Annotated in this window: 14 protein-coding genes; 4 read left to right on the forward strand and 10 right to left on the reverse strand. The window is 65.9% G+C overall.

Annotation, left to right across the window (positions count from 1 at the left end):
• Positions 1–2 precede the first annotated feature (2 nt).
• The 4 genes from JQX08_RS07430 to JQX08_RS07445 all read right to left on the reverse strand — a co-directional run bounded on the left by JQX08_RS07430 (position 3) and on the right by JQX08_RS07445 (position 4622).
• Positions 3–1214, reverse strand: a complete 1212-nt coding sequence (locus JQX08_RS07430; RefSeq protein ID WP_204915653.1) for an MFS transporter — start codon at positions 1212–1214, stop codon at positions 3–5.
• A complete protein-coding gene (locus JQX08_RS07435) occupies positions 1201–2256 on the reverse strand; it encodes an ABC transporter substrate-binding protein (RefSeq protein WP_204915654.1) in 1056 nt (351 codons plus the stop codon). The genes JQX08_RS07430 and JQX08_RS07435 overlap by 14 nt, the downstream gene beginning before the upstream one ends.
• 116 nt (positions 2257–2372) lie before the next feature.
• A complete protein-coding gene (locus JQX08_RS07440) occupies positions 2373–3428 on the reverse strand; it encodes an ABC transporter substrate-binding protein (RefSeq protein WP_204915655.1) in 1056 nt (351 codons plus the stop codon).
• An 18-nt stretch (positions 3429–3446) separates the two neighbouring features.
• Positions 3447–4622, reverse strand: a complete 1176-nt coding sequence (locus JQX08_RS07445) for an LLM class flavin-dependent oxidoreductase (protein ID WP_204915656.1) — start codon at positions 4620–4622, stop codon at positions 3447–3449.
• Positions 4623–4963: 341 nt separating this feature from the next.
• Here JQX08_RS07445 and JQX08_RS07450 point away from each other — a divergent pair, with 341 nt between their 5' ends.
• On the forward strand, positions 4964–5698 hold the full coding sequence (locus JQX08_RS07450) for a class II aldolase/adducin family protein (RefSeq protein ID WP_204915657.1): 735 nt from the start codon (positions 4964–4966) through the stop codon (positions 5696–5698).
• A 191-nt stretch (positions 5699–5889) separates the two neighbouring features.
• Here the strand turns inward: JQX08_RS07450 and JQX08_RS22355 are convergent, their stop codons facing one another.
• The gene (locus JQX08_RS22355) at positions 5890–6015 is read right to left on the reverse strand and encodes a hypothetical protein (RefSeq protein WP_283246513.1); all 126 of its coding nucleotides are present in this window, start codon (positions 6013–6015) and stop codon (positions 5890–5892) included.
• Positions 6016–6164: 149 nt separating this feature from the next.
• On the opposite strand from JQX08_RS22355, the gene JQX08_RS07455 reads away from it, so the two are divergent.
• From JQX08_RS07455 to JQX08_RS07465, 3 genes are all read left to right on the forward strand, one after another.
• Entirely contained in the window at positions 6165–7031 is an 867-nt protein-coding gene (locus JQX08_RS07455) for an amidohydrolase family protein (protein ID WP_204915658.1), read from the forward strand.
• 261 nt (positions 7032–7292) lie between these two features.
• The gene (locus JQX08_RS07460) at positions 7293–8087 is read left to right on the forward strand and encodes an SDR family NAD(P)-dependent oxidoreductase (protein ID WP_204915659.1); all 795 of its coding nucleotides are present in this window, start codon (positions 7293–7295) and stop codon (positions 8085–8087) included.
• A gap of 350 nt (positions 8088–8437) precedes the next feature.
• On the forward strand, positions 8438–9244 hold the full coding sequence (locus JQX08_RS07465) for a lytic transglycosylase domain-containing protein (RefSeq protein WP_204915660.1): 807 nt from the start codon (positions 8438–8440) through the stop codon (positions 9242–9244).
• 341 nt (positions 9245–9585) lie between these two features.
• Here JQX08_RS07465 and JQX08_RS07470 read toward each other — a convergent pair whose 3' ends face one another.
• From JQX08_RS07470 to JQX08_RS07490, 5 genes are all read right to left on the reverse strand, one after another.
• Positions 9586–11157, reverse strand: coding sequence for an arylsulfatase (locus tag JQX08_RS07470; RefSeq protein ID WP_204915661.1), 1572 nt, complete (start codon positions 11155–11157; stop codon positions 9586–9588).
• 151 nt (positions 11158–11308) lie between these two features.
• Positions 11309–12142 (reverse strand): SDR family NAD(P)-dependent oxidoreductase, encoded by an 834-nt coding sequence (locus JQX08_RS07475; RefSeq protein ID WP_204915662.1) that lies wholly within the window; start codon positions 12140–12142, stop codon positions 11309–11311.
• Positions 12143–12174: 32 nt separating this feature from the next.
• Entirely contained in the window at positions 12175–12591 is a 417-nt protein-coding gene (locus JQX08_RS07480) for a MaoC family dehydratase (RefSeq protein WP_204915663.1), read from the reverse strand.
• Between the two features lie 13 nt (positions 12592–12604).
• Positions 12605–13045 carry a MaoC family dehydratase N-terminal domain-containing protein gene (locus JQX08_RS07485; protein ID WP_204915664.1) on the reverse strand — a complete coding sequence of 147 codons (441 nt, stop codon included), beginning with the start codon at positions 13043–13045 and terminating at the stop codon, positions 12605–12607.
• Positions 13046–13055: 10 nt separating this feature from the next.
• Entirely contained in the window at positions 13056–14237 is a 1182-nt protein-coding gene (locus JQX08_RS07490) for a lipid-transfer protein (protein ID WP_204915665.1), read from the reverse strand.
• Positions 14238–14310 lie beyond the last annotated feature (73 nt).

A 14310-nucleotide genomic window follows, 5' to 3' on the forward strand; every position in this document is an offset into this window, starting at 1 on the left:
GCTTAGCCCTCCAGAGCGACGGCGGATGGGAGCCGGCGTTGCTTGCGCAGCCAGCAGAACAGGGCGGCCAGCAGTACCAGCGGCATCCAGCAGAGGAACAGGTTGCCGAGCCCAACCAGCTGGCTGATCACCCCGCCGAGCAGCGCGCCGGAGAAGCCGCCGAGCATCCCGGCCAGGTTGAACAGCCCGGAGATCTTGCTTTTGTCGACGCTGTGCTCGCCGAGCTGGGCCATGTTGACCAGGTGGATCAGCGCCGCCGCCGCACTCAGCAGCACCCCGCCGGCGGCCAGCAGCCAGTAGCCGTGGGCGCTGCCGAGCAGCAGCAGGCCGAGCAGCGCGGCGCTCAGGCTGGCGATGTAGGCGAAGCGACGACCGCTGCGCTCGACCAGGTAGCCGAAGCCGAACAGCGCCACCACCGAGGCCAGGCCCTGGATCATCACCAGGCTCACCGCCTGGTTCTGCGACAGCTGGGCGACGTCCATGGCGAGCAGGATGATGAAGGTGCCGAACAGCGCGTTGGTGGCCCCGGACAGCAGCTCGATCAGGCAGCTCTCGGCGATCTCGACGTGTGCGAGCATGGCCTTGACCTGGGCGAAGATGCCGCCCAGTTCGTCGGCCGCATCGGCGTCAACCGGGACGATCTGCTCCCCCTCCCAGAAGCCCAGGCTGTACACCGCCATCAGGCCGAAGCACAGGCCGATCACCACGAAGCCGAAGGTGAAGCCGCTGCTGCCGCTCAGCCAGTTGCCCAGCAGCGGGCCGAGCAGGCCCATGCCGAGGGTCAGCGAGCCGCGGTACCAGCCGGCCTTGTCGTTGCCGATGCGTTTCAGCTGGCGCAGGAACGCGCTGTTCATGGCGACGATGCGGAACGGGATGCACAGGCCGATCAACAGGCGCGCCACGGCCAGCCAGACCCAGCCGCCGAACAGCGGAATCGCCAGGTTGAGCAGCATCGGCCCGAGGCTGGCGAGGAAGTACACGCGGCGCGCGCCGTAACGGGCGATGACGAAGCCAGCGGGCAGGGTGAGCAGCACCATGCCCAGCGACTCCATGGCGGCGATGATGCCGAGCTGCATGGCGTTGGCGCCGATCTCGATGGCGTACAGGGTGGTGATGATCTTCGCCATGCCGATGGTCGCGCCGCTGAACGCGGCGAGCAGCATGAAGTTGGCGAGGAAGGCGGCGGGTCGCCGCGTGGAATCAGATTGCGACATTGACCTTCTCCAGCAACTGCTCGAAGGGGCTCGGCTCGATCCAGGCGCGCACATCGAAGCTGCGCGGGATGAATTCCCAGCGCTCGAGAAAATCGGTGAGGTCCTGCAGAGCGACGATCGAGCGCTCGGCGAGGTTGGTCTGCAGGCGCAGGTGCGCGTCGTCGCCGTAGGCGTTGGCCACCCAGTACTCGCTGGTGTTCAGTTCGCGGGCGAGGAAACGGCGGGTCTCTTCAGGATGCGCCCAGGCCCACTGCTCGGCACGCAGCACGGTATCGAGGATCAGCACCGCCGCCTCGAAATGGTTGTCGAGCAGCTGCTGGTCGACGGTCAGGGTGCGCGGCGTGCCGATGTTGGCGCGGATCAGCGGATCGGGGTGCGAGCCGATGTCGGCGACCACGCGCAGGCCGAACTCGTCGGCGATCTGCAGACCGTGCGCGCCCTTGAGGAAGATCGCGTCGATGTCGCCGCGCAGCAGGCCGATCAGCTCGTTGTTGCGCTTGCGCGCGCGGCTGGCGCCCAAGGTCACCTGGGCGCCGTGGATATGCCGGGTCGGCTCGTCGCTGTAGCTGCCGCCGTAGGGATAGTCGACCAGCTCGACGTCGCTAACCTGCAGGCCTTCCAGTTTGAGGGCGTTTTCCAGGCCACGGATGGCTTGGGCGCGGGTGAAATCGATCTGCACGTTGGCCCACTTGGGCAGGCCGAAACGGCGGTTCTTCAAATCACGGATGCTGCTCACCCCGCTGTCGGCGGTGGTGACGATCAGCTGCACCTCGTCGCTCCACGACAGGCCGAGCACGCGCGTGGCGCGGCCGCTGGCCTTGGCCCAAACGGCCGGAATGTTGCCACCGTGGCGTACCGAGTTGTGCAGGTGGTGGTCGAAATGCGCCTCGCGCACTTCGCGGTCGGAGGATTCGCGCAGTGCCTGGATGCGCGTGCCGAACGGGCGGAAGGCTTGTGCCAAACGGCCGGATTCGACGGCGATGCCGAGCCCTGTGGGTACCGGACTGTGGGTGTACCAGAGGGTATCGAGGGAGTGGGTCATAAAACTCGTAATTCCAGAGATTGCTCGATCTAGTTCCCTCTCCCTCCGGGAGAGGGGAAGGTGTTGCCGGTTCTATTCGGACCTTGTCTCCCTCTCCCGGAGGGCGAGGGGAGAAATCAACCCGCGCGCTTGGCCACCGCGCTGCGCAGGGCTTCCAGCGGCCGCGCGTCGATCCAGTCACGGACCGAGAAGCTCTGCGGGATGAAGTTCCAGCGCTGCAGGAAGTCGGTGAAGTCCTGCAGGGCCAGCTGCGAGCGCTCGTCGAGGTTGGTGCGCAGGCGCTGGTGGGCGTCGTCGCCGTAGGCCTGGGTGACCCAGTACTCGCTGCTGTTGGTCTCGCGGGCCAGGTAGCGGCGGGTGTCGTCCGGGTGGGTCCAGGCCCATTCCTCGGCGCGCAGCACCGAGCTGAGGATGCCGACCGCCACATCGAAGTGCTGGTCGAGCAGGTTGAGGTCGACGCTCAGGGTGCGCGGCGTGCCGTTGTTGGCGCGGATCAGCGGCTCGGGGTGCGAGCCGGTGTCGATCACCGTGTGCAGGCCGAACTGCTGAGCGAGCTGCGCGGCGCTGGCGCCCTTGAGGAAGATCGCGTCGACTTCGCCACGCAGCAGGCCGACCAGCTCGGCGTTCTGCCCGCCGCGACGGCGGCCGCCGAAAGTGGAGATGCCGTTGACGGTCTGCGCCGCTTCATCGCTGAAGGTGCCGCCGTGCAGGTAGTCGACCAGTTCGACGTCCTTGACCTCCAGGCCGTCGAGTTTCAGCGCGTTCTCCAGGCCGCGGATGGCCTGTGCGCGGGTGAAGTCGATCTGCGCGTTGGCCCAGTTCGGCAGGCCGAACTTGCGGCCCTTGAGGTCCTTGGCGGATTTGATGCCGCTGTCCGGGTTGGTGAGGATCAGCTGCACCTCGTCGGCCCAGGACAGGCCGATCACCCGCGTCTCGCGGCCGCTGGCGCGCGCCCAGATGGCCGGGATGTTGCCGCCGTGGCGTACCGAGTTCTGCAGGGTGTGGTCGAAGTGCGACTCGCGCACCGCCTGGTTGTCGGACTCGCGCAGTGACTTGATGGCGGTGCCCTGGGCGCCCAGGGTTTCCTCCAGCCAGCCTTTCTGCACGGCGATGCCGAGGCCGGTCGGTACCGGGCAGCGGGTGTACCAGAGCGTTTCCAATTGTTGGCTCATGCTTCATTTCCTTCCTGGTCAGGCACTTTTCAGTGCGGCGGTTGATGCGATGGGTTGGCCGTTGCTTTGCGGCGCGCTGGCGTGCACCAGAGGCAACACTTCCTGACCGATGCGCAGGGCCTCTTCGAGGTGCGGATTGCCGGCCAGGATGAAGGTCGAGAAGCCGGCGTCGCGGTACTCGGCGAGGCGCTCGGCGACGTTCTCGTGGCTGCCGACCAGGCCGATGGTCGGCCCCGGCTTGGCCTTGCCGAAGCCGGCGAACAGGTTGGGGCCGATGATCAGGTCATCGAAGCGGTCGGTGTTCTGGTGGTAGGCGGTCTGCCGCGCCGCGCCGACCGAGTCGGAACCGGTGGCGAAGTGCTTGATGAAGGCGCTGGTCTTGGCGTCGATGCGCTCGTACTGGCGGCGCAGCTCGCTCCACGCGGCTTCCTCGGTCTCGCGGGCGAACAGGTCGATGCGGATGCCGAAGCGCACCTCGCGGCCCTGCTTGGCGGCCAGCTCGCGGACCCGATCGATGTGCGGCTTGAGCTTGTCGACCGGCTCGGCCCAGTTCAGGTAGACGTCGGCGTGCTTGGCGGCGACGTCCAGCGCCGGGTCGGAGAAGCCGGAGAAGTACACCCCGGGCTTGCGCTCGTTGCGCAGGCCGAGCGGCAGCGAACCGTTCTCCAGCTGGTAGATGTCGCCCTGGTAGCTGAACTGCTCGTTCGCCCACAGGCCCTGGATGATGTCGAGGAATTCGCCGGTGCGCTGGTAGCGCTTGTCGTGCTCGAGGAAGTCGCCGTTGGCGCGCTGACTGGCCGGGTTGCCGCCGGTGATGATGTTCCACTCCAGGCGCCCGCGGCTGAGGTTCTGCAGGATCGCCGCCTGCTGCGCGGCGTAGGCCGGCAGCGTCCAGGTGGCCTGGAAGGCGATCAGGAACTTGATCCGCCGTGTCTCGCGGGCCAGCGCCGCGGCGGCGATCCACGGCTCGGGGCCGGTCGGCAGCAACGCGCCTTCGAAGCCGGCCAGCTCGGCGGCCTTGGCCACCTGGGCGACGTAGTCGATGTAGGTGAAGCCGTCCGGCTCGCCATTCGGCAAGCGGCCGGGGGCGATGTTGCCCGGCCGGTACTGGGCGACGCCGCGGTTGTTCTTGTCCGAGGCGATTTGCGGGCCGTCGCTGCCGAGCGGCAGGCGCCAGAAGAATTCGGTACTCATGAAGGGTGCTCCAGTGGCTGCTTGAGAGATCCGCAGCGGCTCGGCGCTGGGGGTGCAGGGTCTGGAGCAAGGGCTGTGCCGAAAGGCTGTAAGCCTTGTCTGGCGCGGCTTGCAGCGTTGTGGGTGGGCTCGCTGGAGGGGCGATTGCTGATCCAGCAACACCTCGCCAGCAGCGGCTGCTGGGGCTGCAGCAGAATCGCTATCCGCGCCGTGCAGGTTGCTGAGCTATCTCTACAAGCTGTTGAAATAAAAGGGATTTACTGGCTGGCACAAGTCCTGCTCAGGACCCGGCAGAACCGCGCAACCGAGCGTGGCTTCCCTTACCAGACAGGAGCTCGACCATGACCGCCAGCCTCACTCCGCAACTGCTCGGCCAGCTCGACCAGGCCAAGCGCGACTTCGCCAAGGCATTTCGCGTACTCAGGGACACCCGCACGCTGACCGCCACCAACACCTACCAGGCCTATGTCCGCGTGCCGGACAGCGAACTGGTGATCGCCCTGCACGCGCCAGGCCCGTGGGCCGACGACCAGGAAATTCGCGCGGTGGTGGCCAGCTACGACGGCGTGGTGGCCCTCGACGAGAGCATCGACGGCAGCTCGCCGCTCAGCGGCAGCAAGGCCGGCGGCAATGGCAAGCGCTACGCGGCGATCTTCCAGCAGCGTCCGGAAGTCAACGTGGTGATCCACGTGCACACCCCGTACCTCGGCGGCTGGGCCAGCGCGCACCGCGTGCTGCCGATCCGCTATGCCGCCTCGCAACGGGTGACCCTGGCGCGCGAGCTGCCGATCTACATCGACCGCCGCCAGCCGGAAGCCGACTACATCGTCGAGCAGATCCAGGCCAACCCGCACACCCCGGCGATCCTCGAAGCCAACGGCGGGGCGACCTTCTGGGGCACCGGCATCATCCAGGCCTCCAAGTTGATTCTGCTGATCGAGGAGGGCGCCTACTTCCAGGGGCTGGCCGAGATCTTCGGCGGCTCCAAGGAGTTCGGCCCCGGCGTGCTCGAGCAGCAGTGGAAGATGACCGGCCTGTGGCCGCAGGGGCAGAAGCTGCTCGAAGCCGTGGCCTGAGTCCCGTCGCGCGCCGCCGTCGCCCTGACGGCGGCGCCATCTTTTTCCGCCGCTAACCGGCGTTTCGTTGTCTCGGGACAGGCGCAGTCATGCCTGCCTCGCCTGCCCGACCTCCTTCCCGTACCTCTTCCTACAAAAAGCATCCATGCAAGGAGCCACCTATGTCATTCCTCCCCAGAGGCCGTTTGGGCCTAGCCGTGGCCGTGCTCGGCCTGTCCAGCGGCGCCTTCGCCGCGCCCACTGCCGATGCCCTGCGTGCGCAGGTGCTGGCGCGCAACGCCGAGCAGGCTGCCGGTGCCGGCCGGGGCACAGGTCATCGACCTCGGTGAACGGGCGCCGCTGCCTGGGCTGATCGATGCCCACGTGCACATCGCCAACGGCGCCGGGCCCAACGCCGGCGTCGCGCGCGGCGTGCTGAAGGGCGCGGCCACCGTGCGCAGCATGGGCGGGGCCGAGCTTCTCCGGGGTGGCGCTGCGCGACGCGATCGCCGACGGCGATGTGGTCGGCCCGCGCATCCTCGACGCCGGCACCCTGCTGGCGGTGACCGGCGGGCACTGCAGCGGACCACGCCTGGCGCCGGGCGTGACGGTCGACGCGCCGGGCGTCGCCGACAGCCCCGAAGGCTTTGTGCGCAAGGTGCGCGAGCAGGCCAAGTACGGCGCCGACTTCATCAAGATCTGTATCACCGGCGGCTTCGTCAGCGGCACCGATCCGACCACCACGCAGTTCGCCGAGGAGGAGGTGAGGGCGGTGGTCGAGACCGCGCACCGCTACGGCGTTAAGGTCGCCGTGCACGCCCACGCCACCGACGGCGTGAAGCTGGCGGCACGCCTCGGCGTCGACTCCATCGAGCACGCCTCGCTGATCGACGACGAAGGCATTCGCCTGATCAAGGCCAACCGGCATCAGGTGGTGGTGCCGACCCTGTCGGTGTACGGCACCGCGCTGGCGCGCGCCAAGGCGGTCGGCGCCTCGCCGGCGGCGCTGGTGCAGCTGCAGAAGGTGCTGGAGGTCTACCAGAGCAACGCACAGAAGCTGGTCAAGGCCGGCGTGCCGATCATCTACGGCACCGACGGCCCTCCGGGCGAGAACGCCTCGGAGTTCCCGTTGCTGGTCGAGATCGGCCTGACCCCGCTGCAGGCGGTCCGCGCCGCGACTCTCGACGCCGCACGCTTCCTCGAACGCGACCAGGACATCGGCAGCATCGCAGTCGGCAAGTACGCCGACCTGATCGCCGTGGATGGCGATCCGCTGGCCGACGTGAAGCGCTTCGCCAAGGTTGGCTGGGTGATGAAGGGTGGGGTGGTCTACAAGGGCGCCGGCATACCGTGATTGATTGGAAAGCTGTGGTTCATCGTGTGCTTCGCCCAATCCTGGTGATTGGGCTTTTTTATGTCCGGCCTCCGGCCATGCGGGTGGGGCCGGTCCCCAGGGACTGCAGCCTGCGCCAGGGGTTTTGCAGGTCGTTCCATCGCCAATTGCCCGGTGGCGGTCTTTGGGTAGCCAGCCAACGGACAGGCCGGCGGGCTACTACGCTTTGCAGCGACCAAACCAACCCGCCGGGCAGAACCCGGTGCTAGCAGGGGACAAATCATGCATATCAATTTGACTGGCAAAACCGCCCTGGTCACTGCATCGACAGGCGGCATCGGTTTTGCCATCGCGCAAGGCCTGGCGGCCACCGGCGCTACCGTGGTCATCAACGGCCGCAGTGACAGTTCGGTGCAGAAAGCCCTGGCGCGCATACGCGAAGCGCTACCGCAGGCCAGCTTGAGCGGGGCCGTGGCTGATCTGAGCAACGCGGACGGTGTTGACGCGCTGATCGCCGCGTTGCCGGCGGTAGATATTCTGGTGAACAACGCCGGAATCTATGGTCTGGTCGATTTCTTCGAGACCGATGATGCGTGCTGGGAAAACTATTGGCAGACCAACGTGATGTCGGGGGTGCGGCTCAGTCGTGCATTAGTGCCGGCCATGGTCGAGCGCGGTTGGGGCAGGGTGGTGTTCATCTCGTCGGAGTCCGGCCTCAATATCCCGGCGGACATGATTCATTACGGAGTAACCAAGACCGCGCAGCTGTCGTTGTCTCGCGGCTTGGCCAAGCGCGTCGCAGGTAGCGGCGTGACCGTCAATAGCGTGTTGCCTGGGCCGACCTTGTCAGACGGGCTGGCCCATATGCTTGACGAGGAGCGCGTCAGATCCGGGAAAACCCTGGAGGCTGTCGCTGCCGAGTTCGTCATGCAGCACCGCCCAACCTCCTTGATCCAGCGTGCGGCAACTGTCGAGGAGGTGGCCAATATGGTCGTCTATGTCTGCTCTACCCAAGCGTCCGCCACCAGCGGCGCGGCGTTACGGGTCGATGGCGGCGTAGTGGACGATATCGTTTAGGTTGCCTCGATAGTAACCCGCGGATCAGACGTGCGCCCGGCCCTGACAGGCCGGGACGACGCGTCGTCCGAGCACTCAGGCCTGCGTCACGCGGGAGCGCCGGCAGCCCGTCCGTCACAGCAGGTTTCAAAGCCGGCTACACGGGCTATAACCAACGGTGGGCCACGCAGGCCGGGCCCTGCAAAGGCAGCGCCTGGGAAATCCTGGGGTCCTGTCAGTAACAGGAGCACGGCGAGCGTGCGCAAAGCTCGCTTGGGGTTACCGCCGGCAACGGCAGCCCCAATGGGTGCTTCCCGGTTGCTCGGGCCAGGCCCCCGGCCTGATCGGCGCCTGCGGCGCGGAGCGATGTGATGAGTTCCAGAACATGGCGATGGGCTCGCAAGAGCCTTCCTGGCTGCATCGGGCTGGCCTTGCTGGTCGCGCCACTGTGCGCCAGCGCCATGTTCAAGTGCCAGGCCAGGGACGGAACCATCAGCTACAACAGCCAAACCATCGCCAGCGCCCGCTGCACCCGGGTGGATGGCGTGGCGGGCGGCGCCGTCGGCGCCAAGGCAATGGCCCAGCCGAGGCTTGTGAGGGACGACAACCCAGGCGCAGGGCGGATGCGGGTGTACACCTTCGTCCACAAGGGTGTTCGTCAGTACGTCAGTCGACGCCCCGTTGGGATTTCCGCACGGGTGGATGTGCTGGATCTCTATTACATCAAGGGCTGCTATCTGTGCATGGCGCCGAAGGACTTCAAGGTCGCCTCACTGCGCCTGGACACCCGTTCCTATCGGCGGGAGATCGAAGCTGCTTCGGGTCATTACGGTGTCGACCGGGCGCTGGTCCGCGCGGTGATCCATGCCGAATCGGCGTTTCGCCCCAACGCCATCTCCGTCGCCGGCGCCCAGGGACTGATGCAACTGATGCCCGCCACCGCCGAGCGCTTCGCCGTGGACGATCCGTTCGACGCGCGGCAGAACATTCGTGGCGGCGTGCGCTACCTGGCCTGGCTGCTCAAGCGCTTCAACGGCAATCAGACCTTGGCCTTGGCGGGTTACAACGCTGGCGAACTGTCGGTGGACAAGTACAACGGGGTGCCGCCCTACGCCGAGACGCAAACCTACGTCACCCTCGTGCAGTCCTTGACCCAACGCTATCGCAATCATCGCTAGTCCCGGAGGACGCATAACCCCGCATAGGTTGTCCGCCGGCCCCTCCACTGTTCCAGGGCTGATGACTGCAGGTGGTAATGGAGTTCATGGATTTGTCCTCCGCGTTCTGGAGGACAAGGATGGTTAGCCAGAGCAAGGGCGCTAACCGGCCAGAGGCTGCCCTCGGACGTCCCCAAAGTAATCTGCGAAGGCGCATGAGCGGCAGCTCGTAGCTGGAGGGAGAGAGAGGAAGACTCTGCGATCTAGAAGGAACGCCCGGCCGGCACCGACAACGGGTAAGCGCCGGGGCGGACGTTCAGGACGAGGAGGCGCCTGTCGGTAGTCAGACACCCCTTACCCCGCTACTGCGCTTGCCGCATCTTTTCCTCGATCTGCTGATCGACCCGCTTGCGTACCTGGTCGATGCTGAAACTGGCGGGGCGTTGGCTCGGCGGGTACTCGACGAAGGTCTGCAGGAACCGGGCAGCCTTCATGCTGGCGATGTTGATCAGGTAAACATTCTTGAGCATCCAGTCGTAGTACTGATCGGAGACCACATCCGCACGCTCGTATGGGTCCATGCGCAGGTTGAAGATCTTCGGCACGCGCAGGCAGACGAAGGGCTCGCTCCATACCTCGAAACCGCCCGGCTTGCGCTGCTCGCAGAACACCGCCTTCCAGTCGCCGAAGCGCGAGGCGACCAGTGCACCGTCGTCGTTGAAGTAGTAGAACTCCTTGCGCGCGCTCTCTTTCGTCTTGCCGGTCAGGTAGTCCAGCTGGTTGTAGCCATCGAGGTGCACCTTGTAGGTCTTGCCGCCGAGGTCGGCACCTTTGAGCAGACGCTCTTTGATATCGGTATCACCCGCCGCCGCCAGCAGCGTGGGGAACCAGTCGAGTCCGGAGAACATCCCGCGGGCAACTTCCCCGGCCTGAATCTTGCCCGGCCAGCGAATCATCGCCGGCACGCGGAAAGCCCCCTCCCAGTTGGAGTTCTTCTCGTTGCGGAACGGCGTGGTCGCCGCGTCCGGCCAGGAGAACTGGTTCGGCCCGTTGTCGGTGGAATAGACGACGATGGTGTTGTCGGCGATCTTCAGATCATCCAGGGTCTTCAGCAGTTTGCCGACGTCACTGTCGTGTTCGAGCATGCCGTCGGCGTACTCGTTACCCGGCATGCCGCTCTGGCCCTGATGAGCCTGGCGGACGTGGGTGAACAGGTGCATGCGCGTGGTGTTCATCCAGACGAAGAACGGCTTGTCGGCCTTGGCCTGCTTCTCGATGAACGCCCGCGCCGCCGCGGTGGTTTCGTCGTCGATGGTTTCCATGCGCTTGGACGTCAGCGCACCGGTGTCCTCGATCTTGCCGTCGGCGTAGGAGTGGATCACGCCACGCGGCGAAGCGGCCTTGACGAAATCCGGGTCATCCTTCGGCCAGTAAGGGCGCTCGGGCTCTTCCTCGGCGTTCAGGTGGTAGAGGTTGCCAAAGAATTCGTCGAAACCGTGGTTGGTCGGCAGATATTCATCACGGTCGCCGAGGTGGTTCTTGCCGAACTGCCCGGTAGCGTAGCCGCGTGCCTTGAGGGCCTGGGCCATGGTGACGTCGCGCGCCTGCAGGCCCACTGGTGCGCCAGGCATACCGACCTTGGTCAGGCCGGTGCGCAAGGAAGCCTGTCCGGTAATGAAGGTCGAGCGGCCGGCGGTGCAACTGTTCTCGCCGTAATAGTCGCTGAACAGCATGCCTTCCTTGGCGATGCGGTCGATATTCGGCGTCTCGTAACCGACGACGCCTTGGCCATAGGCGCTGATGTTGGTCTGGCCGATGTCGTCGCCGAAGATCACCAGGATGTTCGGTTTGTCCGCGGCCACGGCCAGCGCCGAAAAACCCGCGAGTGATGCGGCCAGCACCAGCCGCGACAGTCCGCTGCGTTTGTCTTTCATTTTTGCTCCTTGTTGTTATTTCGGGTGCCTTCAGCGACCCGTGGTAGCTCGAATATGGGCGCAGCCGAGCGCGCATGGCCCCGGCTTCTCCGTCATTCGGTGCTGAATTGCTGTGGTTGAGCGTTATGAGCAATGCGGTGGGAAGCCTGGCTCAGATCCCGGTCAGCCCACCGCTGCACAGCAGCGTTTGGCCGCTGACATAGTCGGCCTCCGGAATGCAGAACATGTACACCGAGCCCGCCGCCTCTTCCGGCGTGCCGGCGCGACCGAGCGGAATGGTGCGCTCCAGTGAGGTCATCAAGTCCGGATTGACGCCGACCTTGATCTCACGTCCTTCGATGTTGGCGGTGGCGTTGCCGTCGGCGCTGACTTCTGTCAGGCGTGTCTTGATGAAGCCGTAGGCCACACAGTTGACGGTGGTGTTCAGGCGCCCCCACTCCTTGGCCAGGGTCATGGTCATCCCAGTGATCCCGGCCTTTGCGGTGGAGTAATTGGTCTGCCCGGCGTTGCCGAACAGGCCGGCGACCGAGGAAATGTTCACCACCTTGCGCACGTTGCGCACGCCGGATTCCTGCTCGGCCTTGACCAGGCTGCGGATCACCGGCAGGGCGGCGCGCAGGATGCGGAACGGAGCGGTGAGGTGCACGTCGAGCATCGCGTACCACTGCTCATCGGTCATCTTCTGGATCACGTTGTCCCAGGTGTAGCCGGCGTTGTTGACGATGATGTCGAGGCCCTTGTAGTGCTCGACCGCGGTGCCGACGAAGCGCTCGGCGAAGTCCGGCGCGGAGACGCTGCCGATGCAGGCCACCGCCTCGCCGCCCGCGGCGCGGATTTCTGCGACCACGTCTTCAGCCGGCGCGGCGTCGAGGTCGTTGACGACCACGCGGGCACCATCGGCGGCGAGTTTCAACGCAATGGCGCGGCCGATGCCACGCCCGGAACCGGTGATCAAGGCGACTTTGCCGTCGAGCTTCTTACTCATTTGTCAGTCCTAGAAAATGCGGAAACAGGGAATCAGCCCAGAGCGACCAGCGCGTCGCCGACGATCTTGATCTGCCCGTACTGGTTGACCGTGGCTACTTCGACACGGGCGCAGCGCTCGCCATTGACCTCGGCGATCTCGGTCACCCGCCCCTGGCAGGTGATGATGTGGCCCAGGTGGGTGATGCCCTGGAAGCGCACGCCGAAGCTGCGAAGTCGGCTCTGCGGCGCCCAGCGAGTCAGTAGGCGGCCGAGCCAGGCCATGCTCAACATGCCGTGAGCGAACACGTCGGGCATGCCGGCCTTGCGCGCGAAGTCGATGTCGAGATGGATTGGATTGAGGTCGCCCGAGGCGCAGCCGAAAAGCGCCAGGGTGGTGCGGTTGACCGCTGGTAGGGTCAGCTCCGGCAGGCGGTCGCCGACCTTCACGTTCTGCAATGCGTTGCTCATGCGCAGAACTCCATCAGTGGCGGACCACGAGTACGGTGCGCAGCTCGGCGACCAGTTCGTCGTTGTCGTTACGGGCTTCCGAGGTCTTCACCAGGAACTCCAGGGCGCCGTTCTTCTTGTCGAAGATGTCGGCGATGCGCGACTTCACGATGACCGTTTCGCCGGCGCACAGCGCCTTGTGGTAGGTGAAGCTCTGCTCGCCGTGGAGGATCTTGGCGATCGGGATGTCCAGGTCGTCCAGCATGCGGTCGAGGGTGCCGGCGTCCAGCTCGGCGCCGAACAGAAAGCTCGGCGGCACCGGCAGGTCGGCGTAGCCGGCGTCCTTGGCGGCGGCGAGGTCGGTGTACACCGGGTCGGTCTCACCGATGGCCCGGGCGAAGGCGCACAGCCGGCCGCGCTCAAGCGTCATGGTGGTGGCGGCCAGTTCGTGGCCGATCCACTTTTTGTCGATCATGGGTTGCTCCTCAGAGGCGTTCGTACAGGGTCACGACGCAAGCGCCGCCGAGTCCGAGGTTGTGTTGCAGGGCCAGGCGTGCGCCTTCCACTTGGCGGGCGCCAGACTGGCCGCGCAGTTGCTGGACCAGCTCGGTGCACTGCGCGAGACCGGTGGCGCCCAGCGGGTGGCCCTTGGAGAGCAGGCCGCCTGAGGGGTTGGTGACGAATTTGCCGCCGTAGGTGTTGTCGCCGTCCTCGACGAAGCGCTCGGCGCCGCCCACTGGGCACAGGCCCAGCGACTCGTAACTGAGCAGCTCGTTCTGCGCGAAGCAGTCATGCAACTCGACCACCTGGATGTCCTGCGGGCCGACGCCGGCGGCCTCGTAGACCTGCTGCGCGGCGCTACGCGCCATGCTGAAGCCGACCACTTCGCGCATGTCGCGCGCCTCGAAGGCCTGCGGCGTGTCGGTGACCATGGCTTGCGCGCGGATGCGCACCGCGCCCTGGATGCCATGGCGTTTGAGGAAGTCCTCTGAGCAGAGGATCGCCGCGCCGGCTCCGCAGGTCGGCGGGCAGGCCATCAGGCGGGTCATCACCCCCGGCCACATCACTGGCGAGTTCATTACGTCGTCGGCGCTGACCACGTTACGGAACAGCGCCATCGGATTGTGCGCGGCGTGGCGGCTGGCCTTGGCGCGGATCTTGGCGAAGGTCTCCAACTTGGTGCCGAACTCGCGCATGTGCGCCTGGCCGGCGCCGCCGAAGTAACGCAACGCGAAGGGGATGTCTCCATTACCGACCAGTTCGTCAGTGAGCCGGTCGAAGTGCTCGAATGGGCTCGGCCGGTCACCGAACTGGGTGCCCAGCGCGCCCGGATTCATCTGCTCGAAACCCAGCGCCAAAACGCATTCCGCGCCGCCCCGAACTGCCTGGTTGGCCAGGTACAGCGCGCTGGAGCCGGTCGAGCAGTTGTTGTTAACGTTTACCACCGGGATGCCGGTCATGCCGACTTCGTAGAGCGCACGCTGCCCCGCGGTAGAATCGCCATAGACGTAGCCGACGTAGGCCTGCTCGATGCTGGCGTATTCCAGGCCAGCATCGGCCAGGGCGGTTCGCAGGGCAGTAGCGGCCATCTCGGGGTACGGTGCGTTGGCACCCGGCTTGACGAATGGGATCATGCCGACCCCGATCACGTAGACATTGCGGCTCATGGTCTCTTCCTGCATTGAGTTGCGTCAGCACGGGGCGTTGTGGGCTTAATGTTAGGGATGCCCTTAATCCCGC

This window comes from Zestomonas insulae (genome assembly GCF_016901015.1).
GTDB classification, from domain to species: Bacteria; Pseudomonadota; Gammaproteobacteria; order Pseudomonadales; family Pseudomonadaceae; genus Aquipseudomonas; species Aquipseudomonas insulae.